Source organism: Burkholderia sp. 9775_39, from assembly GCF_015712225.1.
Lineage (GTDB): Bacteria > Pseudomonadota > Gammaproteobacteria > Burkholderiales > Burkholderiaceae > Burkholderia > Burkholderia cenocepacia.
Window position 1 is genome coordinate 172686 of the sequence record NZ_JACCQC010000011.1, and the last position, 13259, is coordinate 185944.

Annotated in this window: 11 protein-coding genes; 2 read left to right on the top strand and 9 right to left on the bottom strand. The window is 66.7% G+C overall.

Annotated features, from left to right (window positions below; translation table 11 throughout):
• Positions 1-2: 2 nt before the first annotated feature.
• The 7 genes from ubiB to H0X90_RS17290 form a co-directional block, all read right to left on the bottom strand.
• Positions 3-1580, bottom strand: coding sequence for a ubiquinone biosynthesis regulatory protein kinase UbiB (gene ubiB, locus H0X90_RS17260; protein ID WP_006487907.1), 1578 nt, complete (start codon positions 1578-1580; stop codon positions 3-5).
• A 12-nt stretch (positions 1581-1592) separates the two neighbouring features.
• The gene (locus H0X90_RS17265; protein ID WP_034201379.1) at positions 1593-2219 is read right to left on the bottom strand and encodes an SCP2 domain-containing protein; all 627 of its coding nucleotides are present in this window, start codon (positions 2217-2219) and stop codon (positions 1593-1595) included.
• A 164-nt stretch (positions 2220-2383) separates the two neighbouring features.
• On the bottom strand, positions 2384-3415 hold the full coding sequence (locus H0X90_RS17270; protein ID WP_077189723.1) for a Tim44 domain-containing protein: 1032 nt from the start codon (positions 3413-3415) through the stop codon (positions 2384-2386).
• A 41-nt stretch (positions 3416-3456) separates the two neighbouring features.
• Positions 3457-4188: a bifunctional demethylmenaquinone methyltransferase/2-methoxy-6-polyprenyl-1,4-benzoquinol methylase UbiE gene (ubiE, locus tag H0X90_RS17275; protein WP_006477837.1), complete on the bottom strand. Its 732-nt coding sequence runs from the start codon at positions 4186-4188 to the stop codon at positions 3457-3459.
• Positions 4189-4240: 52 nt separating this feature from the next.
• The gene (locus H0X90_RS17280; protein WP_006487879.1) at positions 4241-4654 is read right to left on the bottom strand and encodes a gamma-butyrobetaine hydroxylase-like domain-containing protein; all 414 of its coding nucleotides are present in this window, start codon (positions 4652-4654) and stop codon (positions 4241-4243) included.
• Positions 4651-5094, bottom strand: a complete 444-nt coding sequence (locus tag H0X90_RS17285; RefSeq protein ID WP_006487903.1) for an HIT family protein — start codon at positions 5092-5094, stop codon at positions 4651-4653. The genes H0X90_RS17280 and H0X90_RS17285 overlap by 4 nt, the downstream gene beginning before the upstream one ends.
• Before the next feature lie 84 nt (positions 5095-5178).
• Positions 5179-9204 carry a DUF3683 domain-containing protein gene (locus H0X90_RS17290; protein WP_006497389.1) on the bottom strand — a complete coding sequence of 1342 codons (4026 nt, stop codon included), beginning with the start codon at positions 9202-9204 and terminating at the stop codon, positions 5179-5181.
• A gap of 585 nt (positions 9205-9789) precedes the next feature.
• Between H0X90_RS17290 and ilvA the strand changes: the two genes are divergently transcribed.
• Positions 9790-11313, top strand: coding sequence for a threonine ammonia-lyase, biosynthetic (ilvA, locus tag H0X90_RS17295; protein ID WP_006487895.1), 1524 nt, complete (start codon positions 9790-9792; stop codon positions 11311-11313).
• Positions 11314-11325: 12 nt separating this feature from the next.
• Complete coding sequence (gene queF, locus H0X90_RS17300) at positions 11326-12156, top strand: NADPH-dependent 7-cyano-7-deazaguanine reductase QueF (protein ID WP_048987453.1); 831 nt, start codon at positions 11326-11328, stop codon at positions 12154-12156.
• A gap of 51 nt (positions 12157-12207) precedes the next feature.
• Here queF and H0X90_RS17305 read toward each other — a convergent pair whose 3' ends face one another.
• Both H0X90_RS17305 and H0X90_RS17310 read right to left on the bottom strand, forming a co-directional pair.
• Entirely contained in the window at positions 12208-12627 is a 420-nt protein-coding gene (locus H0X90_RS17305) for a VOC family protein (RefSeq protein ID WP_077189724.1), read from the bottom strand.
• 173 nt (positions 12628-12800) lie between these two features.
• Entirely contained in the window at positions 12801-13187 is a 387-nt protein-coding gene (locus tag H0X90_RS17310; RefSeq protein ID WP_060317960.1) for a RidA family protein, read from the bottom strand.
• Between the last annotated feature and the right edge of the window lie 72 nt (positions 13188-13259).

Below are 13259 nucleotides of genomic sequence, written 5' to 3' on the forward strand. Positions count from 1 at the left end.
GATCAAGCGCCGTACGCGAGCGCGAGCAGCACGCGCGCGACGAGCGCCCCGACGCCGACGGCCAGGCCGAAGATCAGCAACGCCTGCAGCAGCCGGTTCGTCCGCTTCTGCTCGACGAGGACCTGACGCATCAGTTCCTCGCTCGCGGCGCGCGGCGCATCGTGGCGCGCGGCCAGCGCATGGTGGATCAGGCGCGGCAGTTGCGGCAGCGTCTTGCTCCACTGCGGCGCCTCGACCTTGAACCGCTCGTACCAGCCGCGCAGGCCAATCTGCTCGGTCATCCAGCGCTCGAGATACGGCTTCGCGGTCTTCCACAGGTCGAGTTCGGGATCGAGCGAGCGGCCGAGCCCTTCGACGTTCAGCATCGTCTTCTGCAGCAGCACGAGCTGCGGCTGGATCTCGACGTTGAAGCGGCGCGACGTCGAAAACAGGCGCATCAGCACCTGGCCGAGCGAGATGTCCTTCAGCGCGCGGTCGAAATACGGCTCGCACACCGCGCGGATCGCGCTTTCGAGCTCCTCGACGCGGGTCTCCGGCGGCACCCAGCCCGATTCGAGGTGGAGCGTCGCGACACGGTGGTAGTCGCGCTTGAAGAACGCGAGGAAGTTCTGCGCGAGGTAGTTCTTGTCGAAATCGGACAGCGCGCCGACGATCCCGAAATCGAGCGCGATATAGCGGCCGAACGTGTTCGGGTCGAGGCTCACCTGGATGTTGCCGGGGTGCATGTCCGCGTGGAAGAAGCCGTCGCGGAACACCTGCGTGAAGAATATCTCGACGCCTTCGCGCGCGAGCTTCTTGATGTCGACGCCGGCCGAGCGCAGCGTCTCAACCTGGCTGATCGGCACGCCGGTCATGCGCTCCATCACGAGCACCTGCGACGTCGAGAAATCCCAGAACATCTCGGGCACGAGCAGCAGGTCGAGGCCCGCGAAGTTGCGGCGCAGCTGGCTGCCGTTGGCGGCCTCGCGCATCAGGTCGAGCTCGTCGTGCAGGTACTTGTCGAATTCGGCGACGACCTCGCGTGGCTTCAGGCGCCGGCCGTCGGCCCACATGCGTTCCGTCCACGTCGCGATGTCGCGCATCAGCGCGAGGTCGGAATCGATCACCGGCAGCATGTTCGGCCGCAGCACCTTGACGGCGACGGCCTTGCCCGCGTGCACGCCCTGCTTCAGCTTCGCGAAGTGCACCTGCGCGATCGACGCGCTCGCGATCGGCTCGCGCTCGAATTCGTCGAACAGCTCGTCGACCGGCGCGCCGAGCGACTTCTCGATGATCGCGATCGCGACGGCCGAATCGAACGGCGGCACCTGGTCCTGCAGCTTCGCGAGTTCGTTCGCGAAATCGACCGACAGCAGGTCGCGGCGCGTCGACAGCACCTGGCCGAACTTCACGAAGATCGGGCCCAGGCTTTCGAGCGCGTGACGCAACCGCACGGCCGGCGGATCGGAGAAGCGGCGACCGATCGTCGTGATCCGCAGCAGCAGCTTCACCCGCCGGTCGTCGATCCGGGACAGCATCACTTCGTCGAGGCCAAAGCGGATGACGGTGTAGACAATCTTGATGAAACGGAAAATGCGCATGCCCTGCGGCCCTCAGTGCGCGCCGCGCGGGCCGGAGCCCGTGCGCGCGCCGATTTTTTGTTCGAGTCGCTCGACCCGCTTTTCGACCCGCGCGAGCGCATCGCGTGCGCGCGCCAGCTCGGCGTCGAAGCCGCCGAGCGACGTGCGCCGGACGACTTGCGGGTTCTCGTCGAGCCAGTATTCGGCGACGGAATCGAGCACATTGCGGCCGGTGCGGCGTGCGCGCGCGCCGGCGTCGCGCACGACCGTCGCGATCCGGTACGCCGCCGCGTCGCCGACCAGCTTCGCGAGATCTTCTTCCGGTTCCCAGCGCAGGTGCTCGGCCAGCTTCGCGATCTGCGTCGCGAATTCCGCGTCGCCTTCGATCTTCACGTGCTTCATCACGGCCGCCTGGCCGCCCTGCAGGAACGCGGCGACCGTGTCGCCGGCGAGCGCGATCGACACGTCGACCTGTTGCGCATCGTGCGCGTCGACGGCCGACAGATAACCGTCGGGCTGCACCAGCAGCGTGAGCGTGACGGGAGGCACGTCGATCCGGGCAGTCTTGCCCGCATAGGGAATCAGGCGGTCGCGTGCCCACGATTCGCGCGCGAGCAGGTGATTGACGGCAGCAGCAAAAGGCTTGGCGGCAAAGGTCATCGGGCTGGGAAAGAAAAAACCCGCGCAGGCCGGGCGCCCACGCGGGTTTCTATTGTAACGTCGGATCGATGGCGGACCGTGCCTGACCGTACACCCGGGCGGCAAGCGGTCGCAGTGCGGCGGCCGTCGCCCGGGTGCCCGGCGGCGCGGGCCGCCGGCCACGCTCAGTGCGTGTTGATCTGCTGGATACCCGCGAGCAGCCAGCCTTGGCTGCCCGACTTCGACAGGTTCCACACCTCGTCGAACGGCGCCGCCGACGTATTCGCCGATTCGCGGATCAGGCCGTGGAAGCGCACGCTCGCCGACTGCTCGATGCCGCGATCCTCGATCGCGACCAGTTCCGCGTCGAGCTGTACGACGTCGGTCTGGTTCGCGTCGTTGCCGCGCGAATCGAGGTCGATCTTGATCTCGGCGAACATTTCGGGCGTCGTGAACTCGCGGATGTCGGCCAGGTTGCCCTGGTCCCACGCGGCCTGCAGGCGCACGAAATAGACTTTCGCGCTGCGCAGGAACGCTTCGGTGTCGAAGCCGGCCGGCACCTGCAGGGGCGCCGCTGCCGCCGCAGCCGCGCCGGCGGCCGCCGCACCGCCGCCGAACACGCCCTGCGCTTCGTTCGCATAGCTGCTGCCGCTGCCCGCGTAGTTGCTGCCGGCATTGCCTTGCTGGAACGACGGGCTTTGCGAGTAGCCGCCCGACGACGATGCGGCGCCGCCGACCGAATACGCCGGCTCCTGCGGGCGACGGCGGTTCATGAACTTGCGGATCAGCCAGATGCCGACCATCGCGAGCAACGCAATCACGATGACGTTCGCCATCATGCTCGCGAATGCGCCGCCGAGACCGAAGTGCGACAGCAGCGCCGCGATACCGAGACCGGCCGCGAGGCCGGCGATCGGCCCGAGCCAGCGCGAGCGGTTGGGCTGCGCGGCCGGCGTGGGGGCAGCCGGGTTCGTGCGCTGCGCCTGCGACGGCGCGGCCTGCTGCATCGGCTGTTGCGCAGGCGGCGTGGCCTGGCGCTGCGTGACGGTGGAATTCTGGCGGCCGATGCTGCGCCCGCCGCCCATGCGCTTGGCTTCAGCGTCGAGCGATGCGAACGTGCCGGCCGTGAGCAGGCCGACCATCAGCAGCGTGCCGACCCGTCGAGCCCACGGCTTCGACGGCTTGCTACGGTTGAACAACGAACGCGTTTCGGACATCAGCTTCTCCAGATGTAAGGCGAATGTATGGAAAGAACCCCTTAGTACTTGGTCCCTAGGTGTAAAGCTACCACGCCACCTGACAAATTGTAATATTTGACGGCATCGAGGCCCGCTTGTTCCATCATCGTCTTCAGCGTGTCCTGATCGGGGTGCATCCGGATAGATTCAGCAAGATACCGATAACTTTCGGCATCTTTCGCGAACTTGTCGCCAAGCCACGGTAATACTTTGAAAGAATACAGATCGTACGCTTTTTTCAGCGGATCCCAGACTTTCGAGAATTCCAGCACCATCACGCGACCGCCGGGCTTCGTCACGCGGCGCATCTCGGCCAGTGCGGCATCCTTGTGCGTCATGTTGCGCAGCCCGAACGCGACCGTGACCACGTCGAAGTAGTTGTCCGGGAAGGGAATTTTCTCGGCGTCGCACAGCAGCGACGGCGTCACGACGCCCTTGTCGAGCAGCCGGTCGCGGCCCACGCGCAGCATCGATTCGTTGATGTCGGTATGCCAGACCTCGCCCGTCGGCCCGGCCGCCTTCGCGAACGACTTCGTCAGGTCGCCGGTGCCGGCCGCGATGTCGAGCACCTTGAAGCCGGGGCGCACGTTCGCCTGCGCGATCGTGAACGCCTTCCACGCGCGGTGCATGCCCGCCGACATCAGGTCGTTCATCAGATCGTAGTTGCTCGCGACCGAATGAAACACGCCCGCCACTTTCTTCGCTTTTTCGTTTTCCTCGACGCTCTCGAAGCCGAAGTGGGTTTTGCTCATCGCGTTGATCCTCAGTAAATGGCAAGACGGCGCCGAGCGGGCGCCGTCGATTTCAGTGGCAGTGGCCGTGCGGCGCGCCGGCCGCCTGCATCGGCGCGTCGCGCTCGACGCCCGCCGCCTTCAGTTTGTCGAAATAGTCACGCCACAGCGCGTCCTGCTGCGTCGCCAGCTCGTACAGCAGGTCCCACGAGTAGATCCCGGTCGAATGGCCGTCGGAGAACGTCGGCTGCAGCGCGTAGTTGCCGACGCCCTCGAGCGCGGTGATCGTCACTTCGCGCTTGCCGGTCTGCAACGTTTCCTGGCCGGGCCCGTGGCCGCGCACCTCGGCCGACGGCGAATAGACGCGCATCAGCTCGAACGGAATCCGGTAACTCTCGCCGTTCGGGTACTGCAATTCGAGCACGCGCGACACCGCGTGCACGACGACGCCGGACGGAATCGGCGTCGTGGAAGTCAAACCGCTCATGCTTGCCTCGAATCGGTCATGCGTTGAATTTCCTCGCGCACCGCATTGTGCAGCAGCGAGGCCTGCGCCGCGCGCGAACGCAGCAGCGCCTCGGACACGCTGCGCTGGCGCGGCGCCCACACGGGCTGCGGAAAATGGGCGTCGTTGGAAAAGCGCGGAATCACGTGCCAGTGCACGTGCGGCACCATGTTGCCGAGGCTCGCGAGATTCACCTTGTTCGGCTGCATCACGCGGCGCACGGCCCGCTCGACCGCGTAGACCACGCGCATCAGATGTGCCCGCTCGGGCTCGCCGAGATCGGAGAACTCGGCCACGTGCGCGGCCCAGATGACCCGGCAGAAGCCCGGATACTCGTGCTCGCCGGTGGCAAGCACGACGCGCAGCGCATCGTCCTGCCAGAGCACCTCGCCGCCGTCTTCACGGCAAAACACGCATTCCATCGTCGCTCCCATGTGGACGGGCGCCGGCATGCCGCGCCGGCGCCCGCTCATTCCCGGCCCGGTCGGGCGCTCGTCATGCCCGCATTAGACCAGCACGCGCTCGATCCCGCCATGGTTCGCGCGTGCGACATAATCGGCCATCCAGTTCTCGCCGAGCACCTGACGCGCGATTTCGACCACGATGTAGTCGGCTTCGAGGTTCGCGTCCTCGCTGTAGCGCGACAGGCCCTGCAGGCACGACGGGCAGCTCGTCAGGATCTTCACGTCCGGGCCGTTCGCGGCCGCGGCGGCCGGCGCCGGCGCGTCGCCCGCGACCACCGGAATCGCGCGCAGCTTCGCGGCGCCCTTGCGGATCTCTTCCTCCTTGCGGAAGCGGACCTGCGTCGAGATGTCCGGCCGTGTGACCGCCAGCGTGCCCGATTCGCCGCAGCAGCGATCGTTCTTCTCGATCTTGTAGCCGTCCTTCTCCGAACCCATCAGCTCGTTGACCAGCTTCACCGGGTCGATCGTCTTGATCGGCGTGTGGCACGGGTCGTGATACATGTAGCGCGTGCCCGTCACGCCGTCGAGCTTCATCCCCTTCTCGAGCAGGAACTCGTGGATGTCGATGATCCGGCAGCCCGGGAAGATCTTGTCGAATTCGTAACCCGCGAGCTGGTCGTAGCAGGTGCCGCACGACACGACGACCGTCTTGATGTCGAGGTAGTTCAGCGTGTTCGCGACGCGGTGGAACAGCACGCGGTTGTCCGTGACGATCTTCTCGGCCTTGTCGTACTGGCCCGAACCGCGCTGCGGATAGCCGCAGCACAGGTAGCCCGGCGGCAGCACCGTCTGCACGCCCGCTTCCCACAGCATCGCCTGCGTGGCCAGCCCGACCTGCGAGAACAGGCGCTCGGAGCCGCAGCCCGGGAAGTAGAACACCGCCTCCGAATCGACGGTCGTCGACTTCGGGTTGCGGATGATCGGCACGATCTTGTTGTCCTCGATGTCCAGCAGCGCGCGCGCCGTCTTCTTCGGCAGGTTGCCCGGCATCTTCTTGTTGACGAAGTGGATCACCTGCTCGACCACCGGCGGCTTGCCGGTCGTCGCGGGCGGGTGCTGCGTCTGCTTCGTCACGACCTTCTTCAGCATGTCGTTCGCGAAGCGCTGTACCTTGTAGCCGACGCCCATCATCACGCCGCGCGCGACATTGATCGTCTGCGGATTGGTCGCGTTCAGGAAGAACATGCCCGCCGCGTTGCCGGCGTTGAACTTCTTCTTGCCCATCTTGCGCAACAGGTTGCGCATGTTCATCGTGACGTCGCCGAAATCGATCTTCACCGGGCATGGCGTCGCGCACTTGTGGCACACCGTGCAGTGGTCGGCCACGTCGTTGAACTCGTCCCAGTGCTTGATCGACACGCCGCGGCGCGTCTGTTCTTCGTACAGGAACGCCTCGACCAGCAGCGACGTCGCGAGGATCTTGTTGCGCGGGCTGTACAGCAGGTTCGCGCGCGGCACGTGGGTCGCGCACACCGGCTTGCACTTGCCGCAGCGCAGGCAGTCCTTCACCGAATCGGCGATCGCGCCGATGTCGGACTGCTGCATGATCAGCGATTCGTAGCCCATCAGCCCGAAGCTGGGCGTGTACGCGTTGCGCAGGTCGGCGCCGTCGAGCAGCTTGCCCTTGTTGAAGCGGCCGTTCGGGTCGACGCGCTGCTTGTACGCGCGGAATTCGGCGATCTCGTCGTCGGTCAGGAATTCGAGCTTCGTGATGCCGATCCCGTGTTCGCCGGAAATCACGCCGTCGAGCGAGCGCGCGAGCGTCATGATGCGGGCGACCGACGCGTGCGCGTCCTGCAGCATCTCGTAGTTGTCGGAGTTGACCGGGATGTTGGTGTGGACGTTGCCGTCGCCCGCGTGCATGTGCAGCGCGACGAACACGCGGCCGCGCAGCACGCGCTTGTGGATCGCCTGCGCCTCGTCGAGGATCTGCTTGAATGCGCCGCCGTTGAAGATCGCGCGCAGCTCCGCGCGGATTTCCTGCTTCCACGAGATGCGGACCGTGCGGTCCTGCGTGATGTGGAACACGGTCGCGCCCGGCTGTTCGTCCGCACGATCCGCGAACTTCTCGGCGAGCGCCTCGTAGCCGAGCTGCACCAGGTAGTGCTGCGCCTCGCGCAGCGGCTGGTCGAGCCGGTCGCGCACGAATTCCCAGCGCGCGCGCACGCGCTTGAGCAGTTCCAGCGCCTGCTGGACGCGATCCTCGAGCAGTTCCGCGCTCGGGATCTCGTTCGCGTCGTCGGTCTTGCCGAGCGGCAGGTTGCCGCCGCGGAAGAACGCTTCGAGCGCGTCGACCAGCTGCAGCTTGTTCTTCAGCGACAGCTCGATGTTGATCCGCTCGATGCCGTCGGTGTACTCGCCCATCCGGTTCAGCGGGATGACGACGTCCTCGTTGATCTTGAACGCGTTCGTGTGCTTCGCGATCGCGGCCGTGCGGCTGCGGTCGAGCCAGAAGCGCTTGCGCGCCTCCGCGCTGACCGCGACGAAGCCTTCGCCGCTCTTGCCGTTCGCCATCCGGATCACTTCGGACGTCGCGTGCGCGACCGCGTCGGCGTCGTCGCCGACGATGTCGCCGATCAGCACCATCTTCGGGAATGCGTTGCGCTTGCTCTTGGTCGCGTAGCCGACCGCGCGCAGGTAGCGCTCGTCGAGGTGCTCGAGGCCCGCGAGGATCGCGCCGCCCTGCTTCGACGTCTCGAACAGGTAATCCTTGATCTCGACGATGCTCGGGATCGCCTCGCGCGCCTGGCCGAAGAATTCGAGGCAGACGGTGCGCGTGTGCGCGGGCATCTTGTGCAGCACCCAGCGCGCGGACGTGATGAGCCCGTCGCAGCCTTCCTTCTGCACGCCCGGCAGGCCGGCGAGGAACTTGTCGGTCACGTCCTTGCCGAGCCCTTCCTTGCGGAACCGGCGGCCTTCGATCTCGAGCATCTCGCTCTTGAGCAGCTTCTCGCCCGGCGCATACGCGCCGTCGAACCACTTCAGCTCGAAGCGCGCGACCGCGATGTCGTGGATCTTGCCCTGGTTGTGCTCGTGGCGCGTGACTTCGAGCCAGTTGCCGTCCGGGTCGACCATCCGCCACCAGGCCAGGTTGTCGAGCGCGGTGCCCCACAGCACGGCCTTCTTGCCGCCCGCGTTCATCGCGACGTTGCCGCCGATGCACGAGGCGTCGAGCGACGTCGGATCGACCGCGAACACGTAGCCGGCCGCCTCGGCCGCTTCCGTCACGCGGCGCGTGACGACGCCCGCGCCGGAGAAGATCGTCGGCACCTTGTGCGCGACGCCGGGCAGCTCGGTCAGCTCGACCGCGCCCAGTTGTTCGAGCTTTTCGGTGTTGATCACCGCGGAGAACGGCGTGAGCGGCACCGCGCCGCCCGTGTAGCCGGTGCCGCCGCCACGCGGGATCACGGTCAGGCCGAGCTCGAAGCACGCCTTGATCAGGCCGGCGATCTCGGCTTCGGTATCGGGCGTCAGCACGACGAACGGGTATTCGACGCGCCAGTCGGTCGCGTCGGTCACGTGCGACACGCGCGACAGCCCGTCGAAGCGGATGTTGTCCTTCTGCGTGCAGCGGCCGAGCGCCTTGGTCGCGCGGCGGCGCAGCTCGGCCATCTTGTCGAATTCGTCCGCGAACTCGTTGACCGCACGCTGCGCGGCGGTCTCGAGCATCTCGACGCGCGACGCGCGCTCGCGGCCCGCGTCGTCGCGATGCTCGGTGAGATCCGCGCTGCGGCGCTTGCCGATCTCGGTCAGACGGTGGTTCAGCGCCTCGATCAGCAGCGCGCGGCGCTTCGGGTTGTCGAGCAGGTCGTCCTGCAGGTACGGGTTGCGACGCACGACCCAGATGTCGCCGAGCACTTCATACAGCATCCGCGCCGAGCGGCCCGTACGGCGCTCGGCGCGCAGCTCGTCGAGCACCGACCACGCCTCTTCGCCGAGCAGGCGGATCACGATCTCGCGATCCGAGAAGGACGTGTAGTTGTAGGGAATCTCGCGCAGGCGGGGCGCGGGGTCGGCGGCGACGGCGGCGGCCGCGCCATGCGGATCGAAAACTTGTGGTGCGTTCATGTTCGGACGACTCGGAGGGCCGATACACCGTGCACGGGCGTCGGCAAGCGCGTGGGCGCAATCTTGGGGAAATCTGTTCTGTTACCAGGCGCGCGGCTGTCCTTCATGGGGCCGGAGCGGGCGACTCGCCCCTCCTGGCCGGCGACAGGGCCTGGCGGCACTCGGGATCATCAGCACGATCGCGCGCGGCGCGCATGCCGTTCGGCCGCGGGGCTGGCTGCGCGCGGCGTCGGCTTCAACGGTGCGATCCGAGGGTGCCTCTGCATCTTCCGAATCCTTGATTCAAAACGGAATTCTAACCCATGATCGGGCGGTCCGTGACACGCCGGACAGGTCGTGGGGCTATCGCCGCGAGCCGCGCCGGGCGGGGCTCGGCGCGGTTTCATGCGATCATTCGCCGTCCGTCCGGTCGGTAACCACGCGGTTAAGCCGATAAAAAACGGCGCCCGGCGGCGCGCCTCCCCTGCCGGCACGCCCACCCGGCCGCCCGCAGCCGCCCGCCCGGCATGCCGCTTGCGTACGGGCGGACCCTTGGCGCTATCATTGACCCTTTACCGTCTGCATCCGCACTGCACGCGAGCGCCCATGGCATCCCACGATTACCTGAAGAAAATCCTCACCGCGCGCGTCTACGACGTCGCGATCGAGACGGAACTCGAACCCGCCCGCAACCTGTCGGCCCGGCTGCGCAACGCCGTTTACCTGAAGCGCGAGGACAACCAGCCGGTGTTCTCGTTCAAGCTGCGCGGCGCGTACAACAAGATGGCGCACATTCCGACGGATGCGCTCGCGCGCGGCGTGATTACGGCGTCGGCCGGCAACCACGCGCAGGGTGTCGCGTTCTCGGCGGCCCGGATGGGCATCAAGGCCGTGATCGTCGTGCCGGTCACGACGCCGCAGGTAAAGGTCGACGCGGTGCGCGCGCACGGCGGCCCGAGCGTCGAGGTGATCCAGGCGGGCGAATCGTACAGCGATGCATACGCGCACGCGGTGAAGGTCCAGCAGGAGCGCGACCTCACGTTCGTTCACCCGTTCGACGACCCGTACGTGATCGCCGGCCAGGGCACGATCGCGATGGAGATCCTGCGTCAGCACCAGGGCCCGATCCATGCGATCTTCGTGCCGATCGGCGGCGGCGGGCTCGCGTCCGGCGTCGCCGCGTACGTGAAGGCGGTGCGTCCGGAGATCAAGGTGATCGGCGTGCAGGCCGAGGACTCGTGCGCGATGAAGCAGTCGCTGGACGCGGGCGAGCGCATCGAGCTGAGCGAGGTCGGCCTGTTCGCGGACGGCACCGCGGTGAAGCTCGTCGGCGAGGAAACCTTCCGGCTGTGCCGCGAATTCCTCGACGGCGTCGTGACGGTCAACACCGACGCGCTGTGCGCGGCGATCAAGGACGTGTTCCAGGACACGCGCAGCGTGCTCGAGCCGTCCGGCGCGCTCGCGGTCGCGGGCGCGAAGCTGTACGCGGAACGCGAAGGCATCGAGAACCAGACGCTCGTCGCGGTCACGTCCGGCGCGAACATGAACTTCGACCGGATGCGCTTCGTCGCCGAGCGCGCCGAGGTCGGCGAAGCGCGCGAAGCGGTGTTCGCGGTCACGATCCCCGAGGAACGCGGCAGCTTCAAGCGCTTCTGCTCGCTGGTCGGCGATCGCAACGTCACCGAGTTCAACTACCGGATCGCCGACGAGAAGTCCGCGCACATCTTCGTCGGCGTGCAGATCCGCCGTCGCGGCGAATCGGCGGAGATCGCCGCGAACTTCGAGTCGCACGGTTTCAAGAGCGTCGACCTGACGCACGACGAGCTGTCGAAGGAGCACATCCGCTACATGGTCGGCGGCCGCTCGCCGCTCGCGCTCGACGAGCGCCTGTTCCGCTTCGAATTCCCGGAACGGCCGGGCGCGCTGATGAAGTTCCTGTCGTCGATGGCGCCGGACTGGAACATCAGCCTGTTCCACTACCGTAACCAGGGCGCGGACTACAGCTCGATCCTCGTCGGGCTGCAGGTGCCGCAGGCCGATCGCGCCGAATTCGAACGCTTCCTCGCGGCGCTCGGCTATCCGTATGTCGAAGAGAGCGCCAACCCGGCTTACCGCCTCTTCCTGTCGTAAAGGCTGCGTGCAATGAATCCCGAACAATCCCCGCTCGGCAAGGCCACCGTCTACGCGGCGCAGTACGATGCGTCGCTGCTGTTCCCGATCCCGCGCGCCGGCGCGCGCGAGCAGCTCGGCATCACGTCGGCGCTGCCGTTCTTCGGCACCGACATCTGGAACGCGTACGAACTGTCGTGGCTCAACGCGCGCGGCAAGCCGCAGGTCGCGATCGCGACGTTCTACGTGCCGGCCGAATCGCCGAACATCGTCGAATCGAAGTCGTTCAAGCTGTATCTCGGCTCGTTCGCACAGTCGAAGTTCGACTCGGTCGACGCGGTGCGCGACGTGCTGAAGCGCGACGTGTCGGCCGCGTGCGGCGCGAGCGTGTCGGTCCAGCTGGTGTCGGCGCACGATTTCCGCAAGCTGGAGATGGACGAGCTCGACGGGCTGTCGCTCGACCGGCTCGACCTCGACGCCGACGTGTACGAACCCGATCCGTCGCTGCTGTCGGCGGCCGACGGCGAGGACGAAGCACCGGTCGAGGAGACGCTCGTGTCCGACCTGCTGCGCTCGAACTGCCCGGTCACGGGCCAGCCCGACTGGGGCAGCGTGCAGATCCACTACGTCGGGCCGCAGATCGACCACGCAGGGCTGCTGCGCTACATCATCTCGTTCCGCAATCACACGGGCTTTCACGAGCAGTGCGTCGAGCGGATCTTCCTCGACATCCTGCACGCGTGCAAACCGGTGAAGCTCGCGGTGTACGCGCGCTATACGCGCCGCGGCGGGCTCGACATCAATCCGTTCCGCACGAATTACAACCAGCCGATGCCGGACAACGCGCGGACCGCGCGGCAGTGAAACCCGCCGGCGACCGTTCGCCCGCCCCTTCCGGGCGGCGGACGGCCTGGTTCATCCTTGCACCGGGCGCTCCGGGAGGATTTCCACCAGGCGCAGCAGGTAGCCGTCGGGATCTTGCACCAGCATCTCGATCTGGCCGTGTTCGATGTCGTCCTGCCGATACCAGGAGGTTCGGGGGTCGGCGAACAGCGCCACGCCCGCGGCGACGATCCGGCCATGAATCGGGCCGACCGCATCGACCTCGATCTGCAGGTTGATTCCCCGCCCGAACGGCGGCTCCATCGCGCCCGTCAGCCAGCTTTCCGGGCTCTGCTGCTCGAGCATCAGCTGAGCCCCTCCGAGCTCGAGGTACGCGAATCCGTCTTCCGGACGCTCGAAGCGAATCCGGAAACCCAGCACGTCACGATAGAAGCGCACGCTTCCGGCAAGGTCCGAGCAGATCAGCTCCGGCACCAGTGCAGCCCATTCCATACATGTCCTTTCAGTCGTTCGGACAGCACGTTACACCAACGGGCTGAATGCGTTGCAACGGTTGCAGCCGCGTGACGGCGTCGAGTCCGTCGGACCGCGCCCGGAAAATGACAAAACGGGCCCGGTGCAGTTCACACCGGGCCCGTTGCGCGTATCGACTCGCCGCGGCCGCGTTACTTCACCGGCGGCTTGTACGCGATGCAATCGACCTCGACCTTGCAGTCGATGACCATGCTCGACTGCACGCACGCGCGTGCCGGCGGATGCTCGCCGAAGTACGACACGAACACCTTGTTGAACGACGCGAAATCGCGCGCGTCATCGAGCCACACGCCGCAGCGCACGACGTGCTCGAGTCCGTAGCCGGCTTCCTTCAGGATCGCGATCACGTTCTCGATCGCCTGCTTCGACTGCGTGACGATCCCGCCTTCGACGACCTCGCCGTTCACCATCGGCGTCTGGCCCGACACGTACAGCCAGCCGTCGGCCTCGACCGCCCGTGCAAACGGCATCACCTGGCCGCCGGTGCCCTTCGCTTCGCCTACGCCATATCGCTTCATCGTTTCACTCCTCACATTTCGGTTACGGATGCACGCGCCGGCTGCTGCGGCGCGCACGGAAGATCGGAATGC

Excerpts from the sequence above, each read along its gene's own strand:
- H0X90_RS17280 (WP_006487879.1), bottom strand. The coding sequence starts at position 4,654 with ATGAGCGGTTTGACTTCCACGACGCCGATTCCGTCCGGCGTCGTCGTG.
- H0X90_RS17290 (WP_006497389.1), bottom strand. The coding sequence starts at position 9,204 with ATGAACGCACCACAAGTTTTCGATCCGCATGGCGCGGCCGCCGCCGTC.
- ilvA (WP_006487895.1), top strand. The coding sequence starts at position 9,790 with ATGGCATCCCACGATTACCTGAAGAAAATCCTCACCGCGCGCGTCTAC.
- H0X90_RS17305 (WP_077189724.1), bottom strand. The coding sequence starts at position 12,627 with ATGGAATGGGCTGCACTGGTGCCGGAGCTGATCTGCTCGGACCTTGCC.
- H0X90_RS17310 (WP_060317960.1), bottom strand. The coding sequence starts at position 13,187 with ATGAAGCGATATGGCGTAGGCGAAGCGAAGGGCACCGGCGGCCAGGTG.
- H0X90_RS17265 (WP_034201379.1), bottom strand. The coding sequence starts at position 2,219 with ATGACCTTTGCCGCCAAGCCTTTTGCTGCTGCCGTCAATCACCTGCTC.
- ubiE (WP_006477837.1), bottom strand. The coding sequence starts at position 4,188 with ATGAGCAAAACCCACTTCGGCTTCGAGAGCGTCGAGGAAAACGAAAAA.
- ubiB (WP_006487907.1), bottom strand. The coding sequence starts at position 1,580 with ATGCGCATTTTCCGTTTCATCAAGATTGTCTACACCGTCATCCGCTTT.
- H0X90_RS17270 (WP_077189723.1), bottom strand. The coding sequence starts at position 3,415 with ATGTCCGAAACGCGTTCGTTGTTCAACCGTAGCAAGCCGTCGAAGCCG.
- queF (WP_048987453.1), top strand. The coding sequence starts at position 11,326 with ATGAATCCCGAACAATCCCCGCTCGGCAAGGCCACCGTCTACGCGGCG.
- H0X90_RS17285 (WP_006487903.1), bottom strand. The coding sequence starts at position 5,094 with ATGGAATGCGTGTTTTGCCGTGAAGACGGCGGCGAGGTGCTCTGGCAG.